General features: G+C 75.3%; 15 protein-coding genes. 8 read left to right on the forward strand and 7 right to left on the reverse strand.

Annotation, left to right across the window (positions count from 1 at the left end; translation table 11 throughout):
- Positions 1–75: 75 nt before the first annotated feature.
- The 3 genes from IH25_RS0119640 to IH25_RS0119650 are packed head-to-tail and all read right to left on the reverse strand — an operon-like array spanning position 76 to position 4,129.
- Positions 76–1,302: an NAD(P)/FAD-dependent oxidoreductase gene (locus IH25_RS0119640; protein WP_030611781.1), complete on the reverse strand. Its 1,227-nt coding sequence runs from the start codon at positions 1,300–1,302 to the stop codon at positions 76–78.
- Positions 1,299–2,702, reverse strand: coding sequence for an FAD-dependent oxidoreductase (locus IH25_RS0119645; protein WP_030611782.1), 1,404 nt, complete (start codon positions 2,700–2,702; stop codon positions 1,299–1,301). Before IH25_RS0119645 ends, IH25_RS0119640 begins: the two co-directional genes overlap by 4 nt.
- Complete coding sequence (locus tag IH25_RS0119650) at positions 2,699–4,129, reverse strand: FGGY family carbohydrate kinase (protein ID WP_030611784.1); 1,431 nt, start codon at positions 4,127–4,129, stop codon at positions 2,699–2,701. Before IH25_RS0119650 ends, IH25_RS0119645 begins: the two co-directional genes overlap by 4 nt.
- Before the next feature lie 293 nt (positions 4,130–4,422).
- Here IH25_RS0119650 and IH25_RS0119655 point away from each other — a divergent pair, with 293 nt between their 5' ends.
- From IH25_RS0119655 to IH25_RS0119680, 6 genes are all read left to right on the forward strand, one after another.
- Entirely contained in the window at positions 4,423–5,409 is a 987-nt protein-coding gene (locus IH25_RS0119655; RefSeq protein WP_030611786.1) for a hypothetical protein, read from the forward strand.
- A gap of 62 nt (positions 5,410–5,471) precedes the next feature.
- The gene (locus IH25_RS0119660; protein WP_051754046.1) at positions 5,472–7,007 is read left to right on the forward strand and encodes an amino acid permease; all 1,536 of its coding nucleotides are present in this window, start codon (positions 5,472–5,474) and stop codon (positions 7,005–7,007) included.
- A gap of 188 nt (positions 7,008–7,195) precedes the next feature.
- Positions 7,196–8,287: a mechanosensitive ion channel family protein gene (locus IH25_RS0119665; RefSeq protein ID WP_030611789.1), complete on the forward strand. Its 1,092-nt coding sequence runs from the start codon at positions 7,196–7,198 to the stop codon at positions 8,285–8,287.
- A gap of 872 nt (positions 8,288–9,159) precedes the next feature.
- Positions 9,160–9,591 (forward strand): DUF4186 domain-containing protein, encoded by a 432-nt coding sequence (locus IH25_RS0119670; protein WP_030611791.1) that lies wholly within the window; start codon positions 9,160–9,162, stop codon positions 9,589–9,591.
- A gap of 37 nt (positions 9,592–9,628) precedes the next feature.
- Positions 9,629–11,848: an NADP-dependent isocitrate dehydrogenase gene (locus IH25_RS0119675; protein ID WP_030611795.1), complete on the forward strand. Its 2,220-nt coding sequence runs from the start codon at positions 9,629–9,631 to the stop codon at positions 11,846–11,848.
- A gap of 170 nt (positions 11,849–12,018) precedes the next feature.
- The gene (locus IH25_RS0119680; RefSeq protein ID WP_245172833.1) at positions 12,019–12,798 is read left to right on the forward strand and encodes an N-formylglutamate amidohydrolase; all 780 of its coding nucleotides are present in this window, start codon (positions 12,019–12,021) and stop codon (positions 12,796–12,798) included.
- Positions 12,799–12,853: 55 nt separating this feature from the next.
- On the opposite strand, the gene IH25_RS0119685 is transcribed toward IH25_RS0119680, so the two are convergent.
- The 3 genes from IH25_RS0119685 to IH25_RS0119695 are packed head-to-tail and all read right to left on the reverse strand — an operon-like array spanning position 12,854 to position 15,383.
- Entirely contained in the window at positions 12,854–13,306 is a 453-nt protein-coding gene (locus IH25_RS0119685; RefSeq protein ID WP_245172834.1) for a hypothetical protein, read from the reverse strand.
- Positions 13,307–13,320: 14 nt separating this feature from the next.
- Complete coding sequence (locus tag IH25_RS0119690) at positions 13,321–13,959, reverse strand: RNA polymerase sigma factor (protein WP_209445339.1); 639 nt, start codon at positions 13,957–13,959, stop codon at positions 13,321–13,323.
- Positions 13,956–15,383: a S8/S53 family peptidase gene (locus tag IH25_RS0119695; protein ID WP_030611804.1), complete on the reverse strand. Its 1,428-nt coding sequence runs from the start codon at positions 15,381–15,383 to the stop codon at positions 13,956–13,958. The genes IH25_RS0119690 and IH25_RS0119695 overlap by 4 nt, the downstream gene beginning before the upstream one ends.
- Before the next feature lie 77 nt (positions 15,384–15,460).
- Between IH25_RS0119695 and IH25_RS0119700 the strand changes: the two genes are divergently transcribed.
- Entirely contained in the window at positions 15,461–18,073 is a 2,613-nt protein-coding gene (locus tag IH25_RS0119700) for a CHAT domain-containing protein (RefSeq protein ID WP_107058418.1), read from the forward strand.
- 24 nt (positions 18,074–18,097) lie between these two features.
- Here IH25_RS0119700 and IH25_RS42365 read toward each other — a convergent pair whose 3' ends face one another.
- Positions 18,098–20,200, reverse strand: coding sequence for a helix-turn-helix transcriptional regulator (locus tag IH25_RS42365; protein WP_051754047.1), 2,103 nt, complete (start codon positions 20,198–20,200; stop codon positions 18,098–18,100).
- A gap of 94 nt (positions 20,201–20,294) precedes the next feature.
- Between IH25_RS42365 and absR1 the strand changes: the two genes are divergently transcribed.
- Complete coding sequence (gene absR1, locus IH25_RS0119710) at positions 20,295–21,380, forward strand: beta-glucuronidase AbsR1 (RefSeq protein ID WP_030611810.1); 1,086 nt, start codon at positions 20,295–20,297, stop codon at positions 21,378–21,380.
- Positions 21,381–21,390: the final 10 nt, after the last annotated feature.

Below are 21,390 nucleotides of genomic sequence, written 5' to 3' on the forward strand. Positions count from 1 at the left end.
GTAGGACCTCAAGCTTCGTTGAGGTCAAGGTCGGCGGGTTTTCACCCGAGGCGTACGGGGCCCGGCGCGCCGTGCTCAGCCGGTGCTCACCTTCACCGGTCCGCCGCCGGGGTCGACGCGGTCGTGCCAGTGGGCGGGCAGACGCAGGGTGCGGTGGGACGGGGCGGTGGCGAGGCGCCGGCGGTAAAGGAGGCGGCCGTCCTGGTGGACGTACAGGACCGGGCGGGGCGGCAGGGCGGCGGGGCGCAGGAGGTGGTGGTCGGGGCGGGCCCCGGGGGTGACGCGGTTCGGGGTGATCCAGCGCAGCGGCGCGGACACCAGGACGGGTACCCCGGGGTCCGGCCAGGGGGCGCCCGCCAGGTGGTCCAGGACCGCGCGGGCCGCCCGGGCGCCCTCCAGGACCGCGGTGCGGGCGGGCTCCACGGCGTGCAGCAGGTCGCCGGCGGCGAAGACACCGGGGCGCGAGGTGTGCCAGGTGCCGTCGGTCGCGGGGCCGCGGGTGCCGAGGTCGAGGGCGAGGCCGCCGCGCCGGGCCAGTTCGTGGTCGGGTACGAAGTCGCCGGTGAACACCACGGTGTCGCAGGGCAGGACCGCCGTGCGGCCGTCCCGGTGGCGGATGCGGACGCCGGAGAGCCGTCCGTGGCCGAGCAGTGCGGCGACCGTGGCCGAGGTCAGCAGGGGGATGCCGTGGCGCAGCCGGGCCGCCTGGGCGCGGGCGCGGGCGGCCCGGGCCCGCGGGTCCTCCGTGACCAGGGCGACGACCTCGGTGCCGGCCGCGCGCAGGGTGCCGGCCGCCGCGTAGGAGACGTCCTCGGCGCCGACGACGACCGCGCGGGTGCCGATGTGCTGTCCGAACAGGTGGACAGCCCGCTGGAGTTCGCCGGTGGTGTAGACGCCGGCGGCGCGGGTGCCGGGCACCAGGCGGGCGGTACGGGGGCGTTCGCGGGCGCCGGTGGCGAGGACGACCGCCCGGGCCCCGACGGTCTCCGGGCCGCCGGGGCCGACGGTGGTGAGCACCGGTCCCCCGGGCGCCCAGTCCAGTGCCGTCACCCCGGTGCGCAGGGTGGCGCCGGCCCGTTCGGCGGCCTCGATGAGCAGCCGGGCGTAGCGGGGGCCGGTGAGCGGGCGGGTCAGGGTGCCGAAGCCGCCGTGGGCGCTGTGCCGGGGCACCCCGCCGGGTTCGGGTTCGCGCTCCAGCACCTCCACCCGTCCGGCGCCGGCGGCGGCCAGCCGTGCGGCGGCGGCGAGTCCGGCGGGGCCGGCGCCGACGACGAGGACGTCCACCTGCCGCACGGCGGTCATGACCGCGTCCCCCGTTCGAACAGCTCACGGACCGCCGCTCCGCAGTAGAAGCCCTGGCAGCGGCCGGCCCGGGCGCGGGTGCGGCGGCGCAGGCCCTCCAGGCCGCGCGGCGGGATCGTACTGGCGAGGGCGTCGCGGATCTCGCCCCGGGAGACCCGCTCGCAGTGGCAGACCAGGGTGCCGTACTCGGGGTCGGCGGCGATCAGGTCGGCCCGCTGGTAGGGGCGGGGGAAGGCCTCGCCGAGGTTCGGCAGGGTCACCGGCTCGACCTCGCGTACCGGTCCGAGGTCGAGGCCGGTGCCGGCCAGCAGGCCGGTGACGTGGGCGGCGATGGCCATCGAGGCGGTCAGGCCGGTGGAGCGGATGCCGCCGACGGTGACGTACGCCTGCCCGGGGTGGGCGGTGATGCGGTAGTCCTCGTGCCCGGTGGCCGCGCGCAGCCCGGCGTAGACGGCGGTGACCTCCTCCTCCACCAGGGCGGGCAGGATACGCCGGCCCTTCTCCCGCAGGGAGGCAAGGCCCTCGGCGGTGGATTCGGTGGCGTGCTTGTCGGCCAGGTCCTCTGCGGTGGGGCCGAGCAGGACGTTGCCGTAGACGGTGGGCGCGACCAGGACGCCCTTGCCGAGGGCGGTCGGCACGGGCAGCAGGATGTGCCGCACCAGGGGGCGGGCGAACTTGTCGTAGACCAGGAGCTGGCCGCGGCGCGGGGTGACGGTGAAGTCGTCGTGGCCGAGGGCGCGGTCCAGGGTGTCGGCGTGCAGTCCGGCCGCGTTGACCAGGTGGCGGGCGTACAGGGTGCCGCGGCTGGTGGTCAGCCGGTGTCCGCCGTCCCGGTCCACGGCGCGCACGGCCGTGTTCAGGTGCAGGTCGGTGCCGACGCGGACCGCCTGGGTGGCGTAGGCCAGGGTGGTCGTCCAGGGGCAGATGACGCTCTCGCCGGGGACGTGCAGGGCACCGAGCGCGCCGGGGCCGAGGTGCGGTTCGCGGGTGTACAGCTCCTCGGGGCCGAGCAGGGCGGTGTCGTGGCAGCCGTTGTCCTCGGCCTTGCGGGCCAGCCGGGGCAGGGCAGCGAGCTGTTCGGCGTCCCAGGCGACCAGCAGGGCGCCGACCCGTTCGACGGGGATGCCGGTCCGGGCGGCGTAGGCGCCGAGCAGGGTGTGGCCCTCGCGGACCAGCCGGGCCTCCAGGGTGCCCGGGGTGGCGTCGAAACCGGTGTGCAGGATGGCGGTGTTGGCCTTGGAGGTGCCCTGGCCGACGTCGTCCTGGGCCTCGACGAGGGCGACGCGCAGCCGGGGGTGGCGGGCGAGTTCGCGGGCGATGGCGCAGCCGACCACGCCGGCGCCGACGATCGCCACGTCGTACGGCGTCCGCGGGAGCGGCCCGGTCGCGGTGACGGTCATGGGGCGAGGAGGGCGGCGACGGCGGCGCGGAACCGGGCGCGGCGTTCGGCGGCCTGGCCGGCCGGGATGCGGGGCTCGTACACGGTGGCGGGTTTCCCGTCGGGCAGGGCGTCCTGGAGGCGCAGCCCGGGGTCCGCGCCGAGGCGGGCGAGGGCGGCGGCGCCGAGCGCGGTGGCGTCGGGCAGCGCGGACACCTCGACCGGGCGTTGCAGCAGGTCGGCCTGGGTCTGCATGAGCAGCGCGGAGCGGGTGAGGCCGCCGTCGACGCGGAGCGTGTCCAGCGGGGCGCCCAGTTCGCCGGCGGCGGCCTCGGCCAGCTCGGCGACCTGGGCGGCGATGCCCTCGCACAGGGCGCGCACCAGGTGCCCGGCGGTGGTGTCGAGGCCGAGGCCGGTGAGCGAGCCGCGCAGGTCGCCGCGCCACCAGGGGGCGGCGAGTCCGGCGAGGGCGGGGACGAAGGTGACCCCGCCGCTGTCGGGGACGCCGCCGCCGACGGGGTCGAGGTCGGCGGCGGAGGAGATGACGCCGAGGCCGGTGAGCCATTGGACGGCGGAGGCGGCTGTGTAGACCTGGCCGTCCAGGCAGTAGCCGGTTGCGCCGGCGAGCCGCCAGGCCACGCAGGAGACCAGGCCGGACGTGCCGCGCCGGGGCCGGTCGCCGGTGTGCGCGAGGAGGAACGCGCCGGTGCCGTAGGTGCACTTGGCGGTGCCGGGGCCGGTGATCCGCTGGGCGAGCAGGGCGGCCTGCTGGTCCACGATCAAGCCGGTGAGCGGGATCTCGGGGCCGAACGCGGTGGTGGTGCCGACCGGGTGGGCGTTGTCGGTGATCTCGGGCAGGGGTTCCCCGGCCAGGCCGAACAGGTCCAGGGCGCGCGGGGACCATTCGGTGCGGTCCAGGTCGAGCAGCTGGGTGCGGCCGGCGGTGGCGGCGTCGGTGGCGAAGGCGCCGGTGAGGCGGTGCACCAGCCAGGCGTCGGAGGTGGTGACGACGCCGTCGCGGGTGAGGTGGCGGCGGATCCAGGCCATCTTGGGCGCGGCGAAGTACGGATCGAGGGGCAGCCCGGTCAGCTGCCGCACCTCCTCGGCGTGGCCGTCGAGTTCGGCGCAGACGGTGGCGGCGCGCCGGTCCTGCCAGACCAGGGCGTCGGTGAGCGGGCGGCCGGTGGCCGGGTCCCAGGCGAGGACGGTCTCGCCCTGGTTGGCGAGGCCGAGGGCGACGACGTCCTCGCCGGCCCGGGCGAGCGCGCGCCGGCCGGCCTCGACCACCGAGTCGTACAGCTCGCCCGGGTCCGCCTCGACCCGGCCGCCGGGCAGGTGGCGGGGGCGCACCTCGGCGAAGCCGGTGCCGAGGACGCCGCGTTCGGGGCAGACGACGAGCGCCTTGGTGCCGGACGTGCCCTGGTCGACGGCGAGCACCGGTCCCGTCATCGCGCGTCCCCCGCTCCGGCACTGAAGATCACCGCGCCAGCCTGCCGTCGCGGCGGGCCCGGCGTCAAGCACTTCGGGCCGGGTCGCCGGCCCGTCCTCCCCGGCGGCCGGACGGGGCGCCGGCCGCTTACCCGCGGGTACGCCAACTGCCCTGAACAGGTGGTTGACTTGGCAACAATGGATAGGGAGAAGGGTCACCTCTATAGTGACCGCCGACCACGCGAGACCACTTCTTCACCGCCCAGGGGAGGGCCGTTGCTACGTCAGGTGCGCCCGCGGCCGGGGGGCGGCTGATGGCCAGGGACGGAGCCCGCCCCTCCTACGATCCGGCCGGCCCCGACCACGCGCTGCGGGCCGCGCTCCAGGAGCTGCGCACCGGCCGCTGGATGGCCATGCGCACCCTGCTGGCGGAGACCGCCGAGTGGCCGCGCTGGACCCAGCGCACCCAGGTCCTGGCGACGGCCGCGGCCGGCACCGACGTGGTGCGGGCCTGGCTCGCCGAGGAGCCGGGCAGCGCCCACGCGACGGTGATGCTCGCCCGGGTCGGCGTGGAGCGGGCGCTGCGGGCCCGGCGGGAGAGGCACCGGCGCACCCACGAGTTGTGGATCGAGGCGTGGGACGCGGCCCAGACGGCCACCGTGGCCGCGCCCCGGGACCCGGTGCCCTGGGTGTGTCTGCTGGCGCTGGCCCAGCTCGATCCGGAGCAGCGCTGGGAGGAGCACCGGGCCGCCCCGCCGGAGCCGGTGCTGCCGCCGGGCCCGTGGGGGCTGCTGGCCGAGGCGGACCGGCGCGACCCGTTCAACCGCGAGGCCCACCACCGGATGCTGCAGTTCCTGTACGTGCGCGGCGGGCCGGGGCGGCTCACGGAGGCGTCCGGGTACGCGCAGTGGGCGGCGGGCCAGGCACCGCCGGGCTCGGCGCTGCACCTGCTGCCGCTGTACGTACGGGTGGAGCGTTACCGCCGGGACAGCGGGCCGGACGCGGCGCTGGACCTGCACTGGGTGGTGGAGGAGGCGGCACGGGAGGCGCGGCGGGCGCTGGAGTCCTGGTTCGACCGGACGCGGCCCGGGGAACGCGCGCTGCCGGACCTCAACCACCTGGCCCACGCGCTGTGGGGTTCCCTCCAATTCCGTGAGGCGGCCCGGGTGTTCGAGGCGATCGGCCCCTACTTCACACCGCCGCCCTGGATGTACCGCACCCCGGACCGGGAGCGCGCGGGGGAGGTCTTCACGCAGGCCCGGGACCGCTGCCGGGCCGCCGCGGAGGGCTCCGGTCCCTGAACGCCGGGTAGCAACACGTCAGTTCGGCACCGTTCGGCAACCACGATCCGGAGGTCCCCCGCGTGTCACCCACCCCCGATCCCTCGCCCGTGCCCTCCCCGGGACTGCCGCAGCAGGACGAGGAGCAGCGCCTGCGCGAACTCGGCTACCGGCCGGTGCTGGCCCGTCGGATGGGCGGCTTCGGCAACTTCGCGATCAGCTTCTCGGTGATCTCGATCCTGTCCGGCTGCATGACCCTGTACGGCTTCGGCCTGAACACCGGCGGCCCGGCCGTGATGCTGTGGGGCTGGGCGGGCGTGGGCCTGTTCGTGCTGTGCGTCGGCCTCGCGCTCGCCGAGGTGACCAGCGCCTATCCGACCTCCGGCGCCCTGTACTACATGGCCGACCGGCTCGGCGGCCGGCGCTGGGGCTGGTACACCGGCTGGCTGAACCTGCTGGGCCTGCTCGGCGCGATCGCCGGCATCGACTACGGCGCGGCCCTGTTCGCCGGGGCGTTCGCCAACCTCCAGTGGGGCTTCGTGCCGACGCCCGGCACGACCATGCTGGTCTTCTGCGTCATCCTGCTGCTGCACGCGGTGCTGAACCTGTTCGGCGTGCGTCTGGTCAGCCTGCTGAACTCGGTCAGCGTGTGGTGGCACCTGGGGGGCGTGGCGCTGATCGTGGGCGCGCTGGTGATCGTCCCGGACCACCACCGGCCGGCGTCCTTCGTGTTCACCGAGTTCGTCAACGGTACCGGCTGGGACAACCACGTGTACGTGGCGGCGATCGGTCTGCTGCTCGCCCAGTACACCTTCTCCGGGTACGACGCCTCCGCCCATCTGTCGGAGGAGACCTCGCACGCCTCGGTGGCCGCCTCCCGGGGCATCGTCCGCGCCATCTGGGTGTCCTGGCTCGCGGGCTTCGTGCTGCTGGCCGGACTGACCTTCGCCATCCAGGACTACGACGCCACGCGCACCACCGACACCGGTGTGCCGCCCGCGCAGATCATGCTGGACGGCCTCGGCACCGACGGCGCGAGCGCCCTGCTGCTGGTCGTGATCGTCGCCCAGCTGTTCTGCGGGAACGCCGAGGTCGCCGCGGCCAGCCGGATGGTGTTCGCGTTCAGCCGGGACGGGGCGCTGCCCGGCTCGCACCTGTGGCGCAAGGTGAGCGGACGCACCCAGACCCCGGTCGCCGCCGTGTGGCTGTCCGTGAGCGTGGCCTGCGTGCTCGCGCTGCCGTCGCTGTACTCGGCGACGGCGTACAACGCGGTGACCGCCATCAACGTCATCGGCATCACCCCGGCCTACGCCATCCCCGTCCTGCTGCGGCTGCGCGCGGGCGACCGCTTCCGGCCGGGGCCGTGGCAGCTGGGCCGCTGGAGCAGGCCGGTGGGGTGGATCGCGGTCGGGTGGGTGGCGTGCGTGACCGTCCTGTTCTGCCTGCCGCAGGCGTCACCGGTCACGGTGGGCACGATGAACTACGCCTCCGTCGCCCTCGCGGTGGTGCTGGTCCTCGCCACCGTCTGGTGGTTCGTCGCCCGCCGTTCGTACGGCACGCCCTCGGCCGCCTACGGCAGCGGCCGTGACCAGGCGGATTTCGCGGAGGGCATCGTCTGAGCGGCGGTGGGGCGGGCGCCACTCCCGGTACGAACCCGGGTGCGGAATGCGGCAGGATGAACGAGCGCGCCGGAGCCCGGAGTTCCGCCGGCCGGCGCGGTCGCACATCCCGGACATCGAGCAGGTGACAACGTGACGAGACTTCACAACCGGCCTCCCGCAGCCGCCGAGCGCCCCGGAGGTGACCGGTGAACCGCGCGCTGACCCTGGACGACCTCGTCCTCGCCGGCATCGCCCTGGCGGCGGGCCTGACGCTCGCCTTCATGTCGCGCACCCTGCTGCGCTGGCTCGCCAAGCACGCCAAGCGGACCCGCTGGAGCGGGGACGACGTCATCGTGGACGCGCTGCGCTCGGTCGTGCCCTGGGCGGCCATCGCGGGCGGCGCGGCGGCGGCGACGGCCGTACTGCCGCTGACCGGAGCCGTCCAGCACCACATCAACGAGGTGCTCCAGGTCTGGGTGATCGCCGTGGTGACCTTCTCCGCGGCCCGGGTCGTCGCCGGCCTGGTCCGCTCGGTCACCCAGTCCCGCTCGGGGGTGGCGGGCTCGGCGACCATCTTCGTCAACATCACCCGGGTGCTGGTGCTGGCCATCGGCTTCCTGGTCGTCCTGCAGACGCTGGGCATCTCCATAGCTCCGCTGCTCACCGCCCTGGGCGTGGGCGGTCTGGCCGTCGCGCTGGCCCTCCAGGACACGCTCGCCAACCTCTTCGCGGGCATCCACATCCTCGCCTCCAAGACCGTGCAGCCGGGCGACTACATCCGGCTGAGCAGCGGCGAGGAGGGCTACGTCGTCGACATCAACTGGCGTCAGACGACGGTCCGCCAGCTCTCCAACAACCTGGTGGTCATCCCCAACGGCCAGCTCGCCAAGGCCAACATGACCAACTACACCCGGCCCGAGCAGGAGCTGACCGTGCTGGTGCAGGTCGGGGTGGGCTACGACTCCGACCTGGAGCACGTGGAGCGGGTGACGGCCGAGGTGGTCACGGAGGTGATGCGGGACGTCACGGGCGCCGTCCCCGACCACGAGCCCGCGATCCGCTTCCACACCTTCGGCGACTCGCGGATCGGCTTCACGGTGATCCTCGGCGTGGGCGAGTTCAGCGACCAGTACCGGATCAAGCACGAGTTCATCAAGCGCCTGCACCGCCGCTACCGCGCCGAGGGCATCCACATCCCGGCCCCCACCCGCACGGTGGCCCTCCAACAGGGCTCGGTGACCATCCCCCAGCAGCGCAGCGGCGAGGACGCGGTGTCGGGGGTCACTGGGGCTGAGTAGGGGGACGGCGGGGGTGTAGGGGCTCGGGGGGGGAGCCCTGTCGGGGCGGGACGGAGGGACACGGGGCTCGGGCGGGTCGCCGCAGGAGCCGGGCGGAGAACCACGGGGCCGGAGAGCCGCAGAGGCTGGGCGGAGAGACACGGGGCCCGGGCGGAGAACCGCAGGAGCCAGGCGGAGAACCACGGGGCCCGGGCGGAAAGCCGCAGGAGCCAGGCGGAGAACCACGAGGCCCGGACGGAAAGCCGCAGGAGCCAGGCGGAAAGCCACGGGGCCCGGGCGGAGAACCGCGGGAGCCAGGCGGAGAGACGCGGGGCTCGGGCGGAGAACCGCAGGGGCCGCGCCGAGAGCCGCGGGGCCTGGGCGGAGAGCCGCAGGGGTCGGGCGGAGAGCCGCGGGGCCTGGGCGGAGAGCCACAGGGGTCGGGCGGAGAGCCGCGGGGCCTGGGCGGAGAGCCACAGGGGTCGGGCGGAGAGCCGCGGGGCCTGGGCGGAGAACCGCAGGGGCCTGGGCGGAGAGCCGCGGGGCTCGGGCGGAGTACCGCAGGGGCCGCGCGGAGAGACGCGGGGCTCGGGCGGAAAACCGCAGGGGCCGCACCGAGAGCCACGGGACCTGGGCGGAGAGACGCAGGGGCCGGGCGGAGAGCCACGGGGCGTGGCGGAGAGACGCAGGGGCCGGGCGGAGGGACGTAACGGGCCGGGGCCGCAGGGCGCAGGGTGCCGGCTGGGGTCCCGGAGCCGGGTGGCAGGCCGCTGAGGCCAGGACGGAAGGCCGCCGAAAGGCCGGGCCGAAGGCCGCCGGGGCCGGGGCTGAGCGCCGCCGACCGGGGCAGGACCTCGGGGCCGGAGGGCGTAGGGGTCGTATGCTCGGAAGGCGTGGTATCTCCCGCTTTCGACCCCCGTGGGCTCGACCGGCGGCTGGACGCGCTCGCGCGGCAGCCGTTCCGGGCCCGGTTCCGGCTGCGCGGGCGGGAGCTGGCGACCGCCCGGCTGAAGGGGCCGGCGACCCTGCGGTGGCACGCCTACGACCTGATCGCCCGGCGGCTGGCGCCGGCCCGGCCGGACAAGGACGGCCGACAGACCCCGTACCGCGGCCATCCGGTGTTCGTGGCCCAGCACGCGACCGCCACCTGCTGCCGGACCTGTCTGGAGCGCTGGCACGGCATCCCCAAGGGGCGCGAGCTGACCCGAACCGAACATGTGTACGTAGTGGACGTCATCTGCCGCTGGATCGAGCGCGAGACGGCGGGCCGCGGATTTCCCGGCCCGGACCCCTGTCGAGCGGACGGCGATCACGAGATATCTTGATGTCGAGCAATGTTGCAGACGTGGAGCGGAGCACCCGGTGACTGACTCGACCATCATCTACACCTACACAGACGAGGCCCCGGCCCTGGCGACGCATTCGTTCCTGCCGGTGATCCAGGCGTACGCCTCGCAGGCCGGTGTGCCCGTGGAGACCCGCGACATCTCGCTGGCCGGGCGCATCATCGCCGTCTTCCCGGAGTACCTGAACGAGGACCAGCGCATCCCGGACGCGCTGACCGAGCTGGGCGAGCTGGCCAAGACCCCGGCGGCCAACATCATCAAGCTGCCGAACATCTCGGCGTCCATCCCGCAGCTGAAGGCCGCCGTCGCCGAGCTCCAGGGCAAGGGCTACGCGCTGCCGGACTACCCGGACGACCCGAAGACCGACGAGGAGCGCGAGATCCGCGCCCGCTACGACAAGGTCAAGGGCTCCGCCGTCAACCCGGTGCTGCGCGAGGGCAACTCCGACCGCCGCGCCCCGGCCTCGGTGAAGAACTACGCCAAGACCCACCCGCACCGCATGGGCGCCTGGACCTCCGAGTCCAAGACCAACGTCGCGACCATGGGCGAGAACGACTTCCGCTCCACCGAGAAGTCCGTGGTGATCTCCGAGGCCGGCACGCTGCGCATCGAGCTGGCCGCCGAGGACGGCACCACCACCGTCCTGAAGGACTCCGTACCGGTCCTGGAGGGCGAGGTCGTCGACGCCTCCGTCATGCGCGTCGCCGAGCTGAACGAGTTCCTCGCCGCGCAGGTCGCCCGCGCCAAGCAGGACGGCGTCCTGTTCTCCGTGCACCTGAAGGCCACGATGATGAAGGTCTCCGACCCGATCATCTTCGGTCACGTGGTGCGCGCGTTCTTCCCGAAGACCTTCGCGAAGTACGGCGAGACCCTCAAGGCGGCCGGCCTCACCCCGAACGACGGCCTCGGCGGCATCCTCAAGGGCCTGGAGAACCTGCCCGAGGGCGCCGAGATCAAGGCCTCCTTCGACGCCGAGATCGCCGAGGGCCCGGCCCTGGCCATGGTCGACTCCGACAAGGGCATCACCAACCTGCACGTGCCCTCGGACGTCATCATCGACGCCTCCATGCCGGCGATGATCCGCACCTCCGGCCACATGTGGGGCGCCGACGGCCAGGAGCACGACGCCCTCGCCGTCATCCCGGACTCCTCCTACGCCGGTGTCTACCAGGCCGTCATCGACGACTGCCGGGCCAACGGCGCCTACGACCCGTCCACCATGGGCTCGGTGCCGAACGTCGGCCTGATGGCGCAGAAGGCCGAGGAGTACGGCTCCCACGACAAGACCTTCGAGATCCCGGCCGCGGGCACCGTCCGCCTGGTCGACCAGGCCGGCAACGTCCTGATCGAGCAGCCGGTCGCGCAGGGCGACATCTTCCGCGCCTGCCAGACCAAGGACGCCCCGATCCGCGACTGGGTCAAGCTGGCCGTCACCCGCGCCCGCGCCACCGGCGACCCGGCGGTGTTCTGGCTGGACGAGACCCGCGCGCACGACGCCAACCTGATCGCCAAGGTCCAGCAGTACCTGCCGGAGCACGACACCGAGGGCCTGGACATCCGGATCCTGTCGCCGGTGGAGGCCACCAAGCTGTCGGTGGAGCGCATCCGCCGCGGCGAGAACACCATCTCCGTCACCGGCAACGTGCTGCGTGACTACCTGACCGACCTCTTCCCCATCCTGGAGCTGGGCACCAGCGCCAAGATGCTGTCGGTCGTCCCGCTGATGGCGGGCGGCGGCCTGTTCGAGACCGGCGCCGGCGGCTCCGCGCCCAAGCACGTCCAGCAGCTGGTCAAGGAGAACTACCTGCGCTGGGACTCGCTCGGCGAGTTCTTCGCGCTGGTGCCGTCCTTCGAGCAGTACGCGGAGGCCACCGGCAACACCCGCGCCAAGGTCCTCGCCGACACCCTGGACCGCGCCACGGCGACCTTCCTGAACGAGGACAAGTCCCCGACCCGCCGGGTGGGCGGCATCGACAACCGCGGCAGCCACTTCTACCTGTCCCTGTACTGGGCGCAGGAGCTGGCGAAGCAGACCGACGACGCCGGCCTCGCGAAGGCGTTCGCGCCGCTCGCCGAGACCCTGGCCGCGAACGAGCGGAAGATCGTGGACGAGCTGAACGCCGTCCAGGGCCGGCCGGCCGAGATCGGCGGCTACTACCAGGTCGACAAGGCCAAGGCGGACGCGGTCATGCGCCCGTCGGCCACCTGGAACGAGGTCCTGGCGTCCCTGAGCTGACGCCCGCGACGCCCTGAGAACCGCGCCCCGGACGGCACCGCCCGCCCGGGGCGCGGTCATGCGCGGGAACGGTCCCGCCGGGGCGCGGTCATGCGCGGGCGCGGTCCGTTGTCAGTGCCGTGTGGCACCGTGATCACGGACGATGCCCCCGACCCCTCCTGGAGCAGCCCGTGACCTCCTTCGCCCTCCTGCCCGGCGCCCCGGACTCCCCGGTGCTGCTGCACGTGCCGCACTCCTCGCGGGCGATACCGGACGAGGTGCGCGCCGGGATCGTGCTGGACGACGGCGCTCTGGAGCGGGAGCTGGACCACATCACGGACGCGCACACCGCCGAGCTCGCCGAGCGGGCCGCCGCGCTGGCCGGGCTCCGGCCCTGGCGGTTCGTCAACCGGCTGTCGAGGCTGGTGGTGGACCCGGAGCGGTTCCCGGACGAGCGGGAGGAGATGGCGGCCGTCGGGATGGGCGCCGTGTACACGCGGACCACGCACTCCGCCGGCCTGCGGCCCGCGGACACCGACCCCGAGCCGCTGCTGGCCCGGTACTTCCGGCCGTACGCGCGGGCCATGACCGAGGCGGTGGCCGGCCGGCTGGCCGCGACCGGGCGGGCCGTGATCATCGACGTGCACTCGTACCCCACCGAGCCGCTCCCCTACGAGCTGCACGGCACCGGTCCGCGCCCGCCGGTGTGCCTGGGCACGGACGCCTTCCACACCCCGCCCGCCCTGACCGAGGCCGCCCGCGAGGCGTTCGCCGGCTGCGGCGAGACGGGACTGGACAGCCCGTTCGCCGGAACGTACGTACCGCTGGACTTCTACGGCACGGACGCCCGGGTCGGCGCGCTGATGGTGGAGATCCGCCGGGACACCTATATGACGGAGCCGGGCGGCCCGGCCGGACCCGGGCTGGACCGCCTGGCGACCGCCCTGGCGAAGCTGATCGACCTGGTGTAGCCGTCGGCGTGGCACGGGCCCCGGCCGTAAGGCCCCGGCCCGCGCCGCCGCCGTGTCAGGCCCGCAGCCACTCCGTCACGATCACCTCCGCGCCGGTGCGCAGCCGGAGGGCGAACGGGCCGGTGGGCGGGGGGCCGCCGGTGAACCGGCCGAGGGGGTCGGCGGTGAGCGGGCGGGCGTGCCCCGGGCCGCCGAGGAGTTCGATCCGCGCCGACTGCGGCGGCATCAGCTGGCCGATCAGCCCGTCCCCGGTGACCTCCACGTCCACGGTCACCTCGCCCGCGCGGAAGGTGAGCATGCGCGGCGGGTCCGCGGCGCCCCGGACCGGCAGGGCGTCCACGAGCGAGTCGAAGGTCAGCTCGGCGAGCCGGGCGTCCAGGTCGTGCAGCGCGAACGCGTCCAGGGCCGACTGGAGCAGGTCGGCCGGGACCGGGTCCAGCACGGCGGCGGCCTGCCGCAGTTCCTCCTCCAGCAGCCCGTCCGCGAGCGCGTCCGGTCCCCCGGGCATCTCCTCGTCCCCGTTCACAGCGCACCCCGCGCGTCCATCCGGGCCCGCAGCCGGCGCAGACAGCGCTGGCGCAGCGGGCCGATGCTGCCGACCGCGATGCCGAGCGCGGCCGAGATCTCCCCGTAACTGGGCGGCGGCGAGGCCATCAGCACGCGCAGCAGCTGCCGGCAGCGCTCGCCCAGTGCGTCCAGTTCCTGCCACAGCCGGCGGACCCGTTCGGCGCGGTCCGCCGCCTCCTCCGAGTCGATCAGCGTCTCCTCCGGCGTCCGCTCCTCGCTGGCCCGGTCCAGCACCCGCGGATCGTCGGTCAGGGTCAGCCGGGACAGGCCCTTGAGCACCTTCAGGCACTCGTGCCGGGCCGTACTGGCCAGCCAGGCACCGGCCTTGTCGGGCTCCCGGATCCGGCCGAGGTGCTGGGCGAAGCGGAACCACACGGTCTGGAAGACCTCGTGCCCGTCGGCCTCCGAGAGCCGGTGCGCGCGCACCACCGACCACACCAGCGGGCTCAGCCCTTCCACCAGCGCCTTCCAGGCCGCGGCGTCCCCGTCGACGGCGGACCGGACCAGCGCGCCGACCTCTGTTCGGTCCACGACTCCACCCCTTGTGTACGGCACGTCATCGTACGCCGTGCGGTGAAGGGTCCCGGCGCTCATACCGGCAGCGCCGGGATCGCGGCCGGTACGGGGCGCCACGTGGGCGGGCGGAGCGCCGGAGCCCGCGCCCCGCGTACCTCGGCCCGGTCCGCGGTGGCCGCCAGCAGCGCGGCGGCGGCCGCCCGCGGGTCGCGTTCCCGGTACCGCGTCATCCGGTCGGCGACGAGCCCCGCGACCACCGGGGTGGCGAACGAGGTGCCGCTCCACTGCGCCGGCCCCTCGAACATCACCTGGTCCGGTTTCCCGCCCGTGCTCGTCAGGCCCTCGCTCAGCACGCCGGTGTGCGGCGGGTACTGGCAGGTGCAGGAGTACGCGTCGGGGCCGAACCGGCAGGAGTCGTAGGTGGAGTGCTGGTAGACGTACGGCACCGGGACCCGGAAGCCGGTGAGGGCGCTGGTGAGGCGCTCGCCGGGGGCGTACGCCCGTACCCAGGGGCCGTGGTTGCTGAAGCAGGCCCCGCCCTCGCCGTCCGCGCGCAGCGCCCCGACCGACAGCACGCTGCCGGCGTACTCGGGCAGCGCGGCGTAGGCGGCGGGCCAGAACGGGGTGGCGCTGCCGTTGTTGCCGGCGGCGGCCACCAGCAGGGTGCGCTGGTCGCGCAGTTCCCGCATGAACGCCTCCAGTCCGATGAGGCCGTCGGCGTCCTCGCTGGGCGTGCCGGCGGACAGGCTGATGATGTCCGGCCAGCCGTCCCGGTCGACCGCCTCGAACAGCAGGGCGCCGAACTCCGACTCCAGCACGGCGCCGGCGTCGTTCAGCGTGCCCCGCACGGTGATGTCGGTGTTGGGCGCGACGGCGGCGAGGATCCCGGCGATGAACGTGCCGTGGCCGACGTACTGGCGCAGCACGCCGTCGGCGTCGGTCTCGGCGCACTGGGCGTCGCCGGTGGTGTGGGCGAGCGGCGGATAGCACCGGTGGTCGTGCACCAGACCGGTGTCGACCACGAGGACGCCGACCGCGGTGGCCGGGTCGTAACGGCTCTCGGCGGGGGCCGGGTTGGCGGATCCGGCGCGCGGGACGGGCACCGGCTCGTCGCCGGGGCAGGCGTTGACCGCGATGTGCATGACGTGGTTGCGTCCGGCCAGCCGGCGGCCCCGCCGGTCCTCGGCCTGCCGGACGGCGTGCAGGGCGTGCGGCACGGTGTCCTCGCCCTGGGTCGGGTCGCCGACCCGGATCCGGGTCACGCCGGTGCGGCCGGTCTGCGGGCCCTCGCGGCGTACGTGGTCGGGGACGAGGCCCTGGGTCTCGGTGAAGTGGGTGCGCACGGCGTCCTCGACGAACGGGGCCTCCTCGCCGTCCCGGACGAGGACGACCCCCTTCTCGTAGAGGAAGCCCGCCGAGTCGTCCGGCCCCATGGTCAGCGGGATGTCCGGCAGGGCGCGCTGGATGTGCTGGAACTGCTCGTGGAAACGCTGTGGTGCCACGTGATGTCCTCCCCCGTAGACGGTGCTCCGACAGTTGAGAGTCGCGGGACCGTCGCCTGATACAGCGGGCTACTACCATGCGAGACGTGACAGCGGGAAGCGAGGCGATTCTCGAACTGCTGCCCCTGGTGTTCGCCGACCCGGGCGAGGCCCGGGCGCGGGCCGAACACGTGCTGCGCTCGGGTCCGTCGCCGCTGGACGGGAGCGTGGCCCACCAGGTACTCGGCATCTGGCAGCGGGACTTCGGTGACCTGCGGATCGCGCTGCGGCATCTGCGGCGGGCCCGGGACCTGGCCGCGCGCGCCGAGTCGGCCGACCGGGAGGCCGATGTGCTCGCGACGCTCGGGGTCGCACTGGTGCACGCGGGGCGCACACGGCAGGGACTCGCCTCGTTCGAGCGGGGGGTGGCCCGGGGCAGCGGGCACACCCGGGCCCGGGTGCTGTACCGGCGCGCCTACGTATGGTGGGTGCTGGGCCGGCACCGGGAGGCGCTGGAGGACGTGCGGCGGGCGCTGCCGGTGCTGCGCCAGGCCGCCGACGACATCTGGACCGCGCGGGCGCTGACGCTGCGGGCCACCGTGCATCTGGCGCTCGGCGCGGTGGACCGGGCGGTCGCCGACTTCACGGCGGCGGAGCGGCTGTGGGACACCACCGGCCAGGAGCACGACAAGGCGGACGCGGTGGAGAGCCGGGGCCTGGCCGCCTTCCGCTCCGGGGACATCCCGGCGGCACTGCGGCTGCTGGACGAGGCCGAGGAGCGCTACGCCAAGCTGGGCACCCCCACCTACAACCTGTCGATCCGGCGCTGCGAGGTGCTGCGGGCGGCGGGGCTGGCCCCGGAGGCGCTGGCCGAGGCGGACGCGGCGATCGCGGAACTGGACCGGATCGGCGGGCAGTCCACCCGCAAGGCGGAACTGCTGCTCGCCGCCTCCTGGGCCGCCCGCTCGGCGGGGGACGCGCACACCGCCATAGCCCGCGCCGCCGTCGCCGTACGGCTGTTCGCGGCGCAGCGCCGGACCTGGTGGGAGACGCACGCGCGGCTGGTGCTGATCGAGGCGCGGGTGGCGGCCGGCCGCCGGTCGGGGCGGATGGTCGCGGACGCGGCGGCGGTCGCCGAGAGGCTGGCCTCCTTCGGCTCGCCCGCCGCTCCGGAGGCCTCGCTGCTGGCGGGCCGGATCGCGCTGGCGCTGGGCTGGACGGCCGACGCGGAACGGCACTTGGCGGTGGCCGCGCGCAGCCGCTACGGCGGGCCGCCGCCGGCCCGGGTGACCGGCTGGGCGGCGCAGGCGCTGCGGGCGCGGGCGGCCGGTTCCCGGCGGGGCGTGCTGGAGGCGTGCCGGCGCGGCCTGGACGTGCTGGACGACCACCGGATGACGCTGGGCGCCTCGGAGCTGCGCGCCCACGCGACCGCGCAGGGCGCCGAACTGGCCGCGCTGGCACAGGAGGTGAGCCTGGCGCAGGGCAGTGCGCGGCGGCTGCTGGCGTGGAGCGAGCGGTGGCGGGCGACCGTGCTGTCCGCGCCGCCGACCCGGCCGCCGGACGATCCGGCGCTGCTGAGCGGGCTGACCGCCTACCGGGAGATCGCGGCCCGGGCGGAGGCCGCGCGGATGGAGGGCCGCCCGGTGCCGGCGCTGGAGCGCGAACAGCGGCGCCTGGAACGGGAGGTGCGCTCCCGCAGCCGGCACATGGGCGGGGCCGCGGCGGGCGCCGGGTACCGCTTCGACGTGGACCGGCTGCTGGACCGGCTCGGCGACGGGCGGCTGGTGGAACTGGTGGTGGTCGACGGCCGGGTGCACGTCCTGCTGTGCGGTCAGGGCCGGGTACGGCGGTTCGCCGGCGGGTCGCTGGACCGGGCGGTGGCCGAGGCCGGGCATGTGCAGGCCGCGTTGCGGCGGCTGGCGCATCCGGGGGCCGAGGCGCGGCTGCCGCTGGTGGAGGAGGCCGGCCGGCGGCTCCAGGAGGTGCTGCTGGCGGGCGCGGTGCCGCATCTGGGTTCCGGCCCGGTGGTGATCGTGCCGCCCGGCGCGCTGCACCAGGTGCCGTGGGCGCTGCTGCCCGCGCTGCGCGAGCGGGTGCTCAGTGTGTCGCCGTCGGCGGGCAGCTGGCTGCGCGCCCGGGAGACGGAGCCGCCGCCCCGGGGCCGGCCGGTGCTGGTGCGCGGCCCGGGACTGGCGACCGGCGGCGCGGAGGTGCCGGAGCTGGCCGGGCGGTACGGCACGGCGACGGTCCTGGAGGACGACGAGGCGCGGGTGCCCCGGGTGCTGGCGGAGCTGGACGGCGCGGGCCTGGCACACCTCGCCGCGCACGGCACGTTCCGCGCCGACAGCCCCCTGTTCTCCGCGCTGCGGATGGCGGACGGGCCGCTGATCGTGCACGACTTCGAACGCCTGGCCCGCAGCCCGTACCGGATCATCCTGTCCAGCTGCGAGACGGCGCGCCTGGCCTCGGTCGGCGCGGACGAACTGCTGGGCGTGGTCACGGCGTTGCTGCCGCTGGGCACGGCCGGAGTGGTGGCGAGCAGCGCGCCGGTGAACGACGCGGCGGTGGTGCCGCTGATGCTGGCGCTGCACAAGGGTCTCGACGCGGGCCTGTCCCTGGCCGAGGCCCTGCGCGACGCCCGCGCCGCCCTGCCGGGCGACGCGCTCCACCAGGCGACGGGCTGGGCCTTCGCGGCGTTCGGGGCGGCCTAGGGCCTGGTGGCGGGCGGTGGTTTCTCATGCCGTCTCCCGGTCGGGGGTGTCCAGCAGCCAGGGCAGTGCGGTCCGGTCCGCCGTGCCGAGGCGGGTGTACGCGCTGTACAGATGGTTGCCGACCGTCCGTACCGACAGTGTCAGCTTCTCGGCGATCTCGCGGTTGCTCAGCCCGGCCGCGGCCAGGGTGACGATCTGGCGCTGGCGGGCGGTGAGTTCGCCGAGGACCAGGCCGGCCAGCGCGGGCGTGCTCGCGCCCTGGCAGCGGCGGGCCAGGGCGACGGCCCGGGTCCGGGAGCGTCGCGCGGCGCTCGGGTCCCGGTGCGTCCGGGCGGCCTGCGCGTACGCCTCCGCCGCGTACAGCGTGAAGCCCCGCTCCGCCAGCGCCTCGGCGGCCCGGTCCAGCGCGGGCCCGTCTCCGCGTGCGAGGGCGTCGGCGTGCCGGGCCAGCACGCTGCCGACCGGCAGCCGCCCGGCCGCCCGGCCGGGCTCCCCGAGGCGTACGGCGGTGTAGCGGGCGTGGACGTCGTCCGGGCCGGCCGGCTCGTCCGAGCAGCCTTCGGCCAGCCGGAGTTCCCCGCGGCAGCCGCCGTCCCGGGGAGCCGGCCGCAGTCCCTCCCGGGCCCAGGCCGCCGCCTCGCGCACCTCGCCGCGCAGGCGCGCGAACCGGGCGCGGACCTCGGCGTACCGGGCGGGAAGCGGGATGCCGTGTGCCACCAGCCACTCCCCCACCGGCGTGGGCACCGGCCGGACGTCCAGCCGCTCCATCTGCCGTACCAGGGTGCGCCGTTCGGCGTCGAGCGCCGGTCCGTACGCGGGGGCCGCCCGGCCCAGCCGACGGGCCCGCAGCCGGCCGGCCGCGGCGCGCAGCGCGGTGCCGTGCAGGGGGTGGGCGAGGGTGACCGCGCCCTGTTCGCCGATGTCGACCAGACCGTCCGCCTCCAGGCGTTCGAGGGCCTCCAGGTCCCGTTCGTCCAGCTCGTCCAGCGGCAGCGGCAGGGGTTCGGCGAAGGCGAGGCGGTCGAGGATGTCGCGTTCGCCGGGGCCGGACCGCTCCAGGGCGGGGGCGAGCCGCTCCCGGACCGCCGGGGTGACCGGCAGCGGCCCCCGCCAGGCCCACTCGCCGGTACCGGCGACGGACTCCAGCCGCCCGGTCCCGACCGGCCCGGTTCCCGGGAGGGGGACCGGCGACGCGGACGGGCCAAGTGCCGCCCCCGGAGCGGACACCGGCACACCGGCCCCGGCACGTCCCGTCCCGGGAGCAGAGACCGACGCACCGCGTCCGGCAAGTCCCGCCCCCGGAGCAGAGACCGACACGCCGCGTCCGGCAAGTCCCGCCCCCGGAAGCAAAGTCAGCCCGTCCGATGCGTCGAGCGCCACCCCAGGCGCAGACGCCGATACGCCCGCCCCCGCGAACGCCTCCCTAGAGGCGGACGTCGGCTCACCGGCCCCCGTGAACACCGCCCCCGGCACCCGCGACGGCGCCCCGGCCCCGGTAAGTGCCGGGCCCGGCACCGGCGTCGGCTCGGTCAGTGCGGTGAGCAGGTCGCGCAGCAGGCGCAGGTCGCCCCGGCAGGCCTGGTGCAGCCGGCGCACGGTGAGCGGTTCCAGTGCGGCGCCGGCGAGCAGCCGGGCGGTGTCCTCGGGCGGGAGCGGGCCGAGGGGCAGCCGGGGCAGCAGTTCCCCGGTCCACAGCCGGGACACCGCGCCGGGCGCCGGTGCCCCGTCCGCCGCGGCCACGATCAGCCGGGTGCGGCGGTGCACGGCCAGCTGGTGGACCAGGGCGGCGGAGGTCTCGTCCAGCAACTGGGCGTCGTCCACGACCAGGACCCGTACGCCGGACAGCGCGCGGACCGCGCGGTGCAGGGAGACGGTGTCGGGCAGCAGATGCGCGAACGCCGCGAGCGGCAGGTCCCGGGCCTCGGGCGTGCCGGTCACCCGGACGTGGTCCAGGCCCCGGACCGCCTCGGTGATCAGCCGGGTCTTGCCGTGGCCCGCCGGTCCGGTCACCACGATGCCGGGCCGGCCCCCGGCCGACGCGGCGCGCACCCGCTCCAGTTCCTCCGACCGGCCGGTGAACGGCCAGGGCAGCTCCAGTGTCTTCGCGTCCTGTCGGTAAGTCCTCACACCATGCTGAGCGCGGGTACTCAGTTCTGATACAGGGCGACTTGAGTAGCCCGCGACTCAGGTGCGCGGCCGGGCCGGGCGGCACTCTGCTGCCATGACCCGACGCCTCTGCTCGCTACCGCGGCAGCCGGTCCCGTCGTATCCACCGGGACTGACCGCCGAGCGGCTCGGCGCGCTGCTCGCCGCACGGCGGATGTGGGTCAACGGCACGGTGCTGCACTACTGCTTCCTGGACGCCCGCACCGACGCCTCGGTCATCCCGGTTCCCGGGACCGGGGAACTGCGCCGGGTGCCGTGGGCGGGCGGGGAGGGGCAGCGGGAGGTGGTCCGCGACTGCTTCCGCGAGTGGCAGGACCTCGGCATCGGCGTCACCTTCGCCGAGGTCGCCGACCGGCACGAGGCGGAGCTGAGGATAGGTTTCCAGGCCGGTGCCGGGTCCTGGTCGGCGGTGGGCCGGGACGCGCTGTCGGCCGGCCGGGGCGAGCGGACCATGAACCTCGGCTGGGACGTGACCGCGCCCGGCGAGCGCGGGACGGTCCTGCACCAGATCGGGCACGCGCTGGGCATGGTGCACGAGCACCAGAGCCCGTACGCGGGGCTGCACTGGGACGACGAGGCGGTGTACGCGGAGCTGGCCGGCCCGCCGAACTTCTGGAGCCGGGAGACGACGTACACCAATGTGCTGGGCCGGCTGGACGCCTGCGAGGCGGGGGCCTCGGTGTGGGATCCGCAGTCGGTGATGACGCTGCCGCTCGGGCCGGGGCTGGTGCTGGAGCCGGAGCAGTACCGCGGGGGGCTGCGCCCGCCCGGCAGCCCGTCCCCGGCCGACAAGGAGTTCGTGCTGCGCTGGTATCCGCCCGCCAATCCGGCGGGGCCGGCCGCGCTGGTGCCGTTCCGGTCGGTGCCGCTCGGTCTCGGGCCGGGCGAGCAGGCGGATCTCGCCGTCGAGCCGCCGGAGACCCGCGCGTACACGGTGGGCACCTTCGGCGAGGCCGACACCGTGCTGGTGGTCTTCGAGGAGCGCGACGGGGAGCCGCGCTTCCTCGCGGGGCGGGACGACGGCGGCACGCCGGACAACGCCGCCGTCCGGGTCCGGCTCGTCAAGGGCCGCCGCTACACCGTCCGGGTCCGCCTGTACTCCACGTGGGGGTCGGGAGAGACGGCGGTCATGTGCTGGTGACGGCACACGG

Source organism: Streptomyces achromogenes subsp. achromogenes (genome assembly GCF_000720835.1).
In the GTDB taxonomy this organism is placed as follows: Bacteria; Actinomycetota; Actinomycetes; order Streptomycetales; family Streptomycetaceae; genus Streptomyces; species Streptomyces achromogenes.

Bases quoted from the DNA above. Each gene is read 5' to 3' on its own strand.
- IH25_RS0119700 (WP_107058418.1), top strand. From the start codon at position 15,461: ATGCGAGACGTGACAGCGGGAAGCGAGGCGATTCTCGAACTGCTGCCC.
- IH25_RS0119655 (WP_030611786.1), top strand. From the start codon at position 4,423: ATGGCCAGGGACGGAGCCCGCCCCTCCTACGATCCGGCCGGCCCCGAC.
- absR1 (WP_030611810.1), top strand. From the start codon at position 20,295: ATGACCCGACGCCTCTGCTCGCTACCGCGGCAGCCGGTCCCGTCGTAT.
- IH25_RS0119690 (WP_209445339.1), bottom strand. From the start codon at position 13,959: ATGAGCGCCGGGACCCTTCACCGCACGGCGTACGATGACGTGCCGTAC.
- IH25_RS0119645 (WP_030611782.1), bottom strand. From the start codon at position 2,702: ATGACCGTCACCGCGACCGGGCCGCTCCCGCGGACGCCGTACGACGTG.
- IH25_RS0119640 (WP_030611781.1), bottom strand. From the start codon at position 1,302: ATGACCGCCGTGCGGCAGGTGGACGTCCTCGTCGTCGGCGCCGGCCCC.
- IH25_RS0119685 (WP_245172834.1), bottom strand. From the start codon at position 13,306: ATGCCCGGGGGACCGGACGCGCTCGCGGACGGGCTGCTGGAGGAGGAA.
- IH25_RS0119650 (WP_030611784.1), bottom strand. From the start codon at position 4,129: ATGACGGGACCGGTGCTCGCCGTCGACCAGGGCACGTCCGGCACCAAG.